Consider the following 3,345-nt stretch of genomic DNA (forward strand, 5'->3'; position numbering starts at 1 on the left):
AAGAATTCGCGTGTTACCGAGGCACTTTTACATGCAGCTGAAAACGGCAAGCACGTGGCGGTATTGTTTGAGGTAAAAGCGCGCTTCGATGAAGAGAATAACATTCGCGAGGCGCAAAGGCTGCAAAAGGCGGGCTGCTTTGTGATTTACGGGATTGGGTTACTCAAAACGCACACAAAGCTGTTGCTCATAGTCAGAAATGAGGGTAGCCGGGTATTACGTTACGCGCATTTGTCGAGCGGGAATTACAATGAGGATACATCAAGATTGTACACAGATACGGGGCTGCTCACTTCTAATGAAGAGTACACCCACGATATCTCAGAGTTTTTCAATGTAATTACCGGTCACTCTATCCCGACGGAATACCAGAACCTGATCACTGCGCCGCGGTATATGCGCGCCAAGCTGATCGAGCTGATCCAGCAGGAGGCAGAGAATGCGAGGGCCGGATTGAAAAGTGGTATTTGCATTAAAATCAACTCACTCGAAGACAGGGATACAATTCTTGAATTGTATAAAGCTTCGGAGGCCGGCGTACCAATACGCTTGATCGTGAGAGGAATGTGCTGTTTGCGACCTAAACGGAAGGGATTAAGTGAAAATATTACCGTCAGGTCTCTGGTAGGTGATTTTCTTGAACACTCCCGGATCTTCTACTTCCACCAGAATGGAAACCCACTCGTGTACGGTGGTAGCGCCGATGCGATGGTAAGAAGTTTCGACAAACGCATTGAGTCGCTTTTCAAGCTGGTAGACCCGCGTGTGCGGCAGCAGGCGATCCACATTCTGTATTACAGTTTGCAGGATAATGTAAATGCGTACGAATTGCAGGAAGACGGATCTTATGTCAAATGCGAGATTGAAGAAGGCGTAGCACCGCTCAATGTGCACGAAGCTTTTTACGACGTCAAGCTGGACGAAGTCATGGCGACGCATTTGTTTGAAGAGGAAGATAAAGAGCTGGAATCAAGACCTGCTGTCATTGTTCAGCCTGAGCCCCAGGAAGAAGCCCAGGCGGACAAAGAATAGCTATTCTTTGAAAAATACCCGTTTAACACGGTCTCCTATACCAGTGAGAATTTCATAGGGGATCGTGTTTATTTTTTTGGCAAGATCAATAATAGGTACCTGCCTGCCGAACACGATCACTTCATCTCCTTCTTCGGCATTTGCTTCGGTCACGTCGATCATTGTCATATCCATACAAATATTCCCGATCGTTGGGCAAAGTGTCCCATTCACCCAAACCTGCCCGACACCATTTCCGAGCCGCCTGTCATATCCGTCGGCGTAGCCGATCGCCAGGGTAGCAATTGCCGAATCGTGCCTGATCTGACCTCTTCTGCTGTAACCGACCGTTTCACCGGTTGTCAGGTATTTGATCTGTGAAATGACGGTTTTTAGCGTGCCGCTGTGCTGCAATGCGCTTTGCTCCTGACCTGTTGCTTCAACCCCGTACAATCCGATCCCTAACCTGACCATATCCAGCTTGTATTCCGGAAAGCGGACAATGCCGGCAGAGTTCAGAATGTGTTTCAATACCTTGTAGCCGAGCTTATTTTCAAGCAGGGAGGCACCTTCGATAAACTGGGCATATTGCTGCTTCGAAAATTCATTATGCACACCTTCATCGGCCCCGACGAGGTGTGAGAAAATGCTGGCTACTTTAATTGCCGAGTGTTCTCCCAGTCTTTCCATTAGCCAGTCAAGATCGTCGGCAACAAAGCCGAGCCGGTGCATTCCGGTATCAAGTTTTAAATGGATAGGAGGGATGTAAGAACCTGCGGGTAATTTTTCAATGTAGGCGATCCAGTCAGTCAGCACGCGGCGACTGTAAATTTCGGGTTCAAGCCTGTGCTGCAATAACAAATCGAACGTGGGCGTAGCGGGGCTCATGACCATAACAGGCAGATTGATCCCGTTTTCACGCAAAACAACACCTTCATCAGCATACGCAACGCCCAGATAATCAACCCTGTGATATTGTAAAAGGGCTGCTACTTCGGCACTGCCGCTTCCGTAGGCGAAAGCTTTCACCATCGCCATGATCTTCGTTTCTTTACCCGCCTTTGCGCGATAGTAGTTGAGGTTGTGAACCAATGCATCCAGATTAATTTCCAGCACGGTACCATGCGCTTTTTGCTGTAAACGCTGCACGATCTTCTCGAAAGAGAACGGCCGCGCTCCTTTGACCAAAACCAAACTGTCGGTTAGTGTGTCAAATGGAAATTCTTTCAGGAAAGCTTCGGTAGTATTGTAAAAAGACTGGCTCGGGAAATCAAATAAGGCCGCCTGTCCGCTGATCTGAGGCCCGACTGCAATTACCTGGTGAATATTTTTTTCCTTCAAAAGACTGGAAACAGCCCGGTAAAGTTCTGCTGGTGTCTGCCCGGTTTGTAAAAGATCCGAGATAATAACTGCCTTTTTCTGCCGCTGTTCCTGCTGGCCCAGGAAATTAAGCGCCATTGTCAGGCCCTGAATATCGTTGTTGTAAGTATCGTCAATTACATAGTTGCGATTAATCCCTTCTTTCAGCTCCAAACGCATTGAAACCGATCTAAGCTGCCTGATTTTTTGCTGAACCTGATCAGCGGCAATGCCGAAGTCGAGCATAAATACAATGCAATGAACCAGGTTTTCAAGTGAAGCCTCGTCGCGGAATGTAGTTTCAAAGGTGTTACTTCCGAGAAAACCCTGCAACCGGATCAGCGTTTTGTCCGGCTGGACTTCAAAAGCTACCTGTACGTCAGCCCCTGACCGGCTGCTGCCCCAGCTTACCATTTTCAGAAATGCATTGACAGGTTTCAGGATCAGCCTGATTTCCTCGTCTATGTCCGTATAATCCTTTCTGTAAATCAGCTTTCTGACTTTGGTGAAAAGGCGCAGCTTTTCAGTGATTTTTTGCTTCCGGCTCCTAAAACCATTATCATGCGCAGAACCGATATTTGTAAAAATACCGATTGTGGGCTGCATCACAGGTTGCAGGTACTCCATTTCATGCACCTGCGAAATCCCCGATTCAAAAACGCCCAGTGTATGCTCGTTGCCCATATTCCAGACAGAAAGCGGCACGCCGATCTGCGAATTATAGCTCTTGGGGCTCGCCACGATCCGGTGCTCGGGAGATAAAAGCTGCACCAGCCACTCTTTCACGATCGTTTTCCCATTGCTGCCCGCAATCCCGATCACAGGAATGTCGAACCTGCTCCTTTTCTCCGAAACCAGTTTCTGCAATGCGCGGATTGAGGAAGGTACGATCCAGATTTTAGCGTCGGTCCAGGCCGCGATCGTCTCGCGCAGCTTTTCGGGCAGTTGTGCATCTTCCAGCACAAATTCCCTTAC

1 protein-coding gene and 1 pseudogene are annotated in these 3,345 nt (G+C 48.4%); one reads left to right on the forward strand and one right to left on the reverse strand.

What is annotated here, in order from left to right; translation table 11 throughout:
* Positions 1-1,032 (forward strand): annotated as a pseudogene (locus tag ACTIE6_RS15125) (polyphosphate kinase 1); the annotation flags it as partial.
* On the opposite strand, the gene ACTIE6_RS15130 reads toward ACTIE6_RS15125, so the two are convergent.
* The coding region (locus ACTIE6_RS15130) for a bifunctional UDP-N-acetylmuramoyl-tripeptide:D-alanyl-D-alanine ligase/alanine racemase (protein ID WP_439557433.1) at positions 1,033-3,345 on the reverse strand (2,313 nt) is incomplete at its 5' end.

This window comes from Dyadobacter sp. (assembly GCF_051859145.1).
Classification (GTDB): domain Bacteria; phylum Bacteroidota; class Bacteroidia; order Cytophagales; family Spirosomataceae; genus Dyadobacter.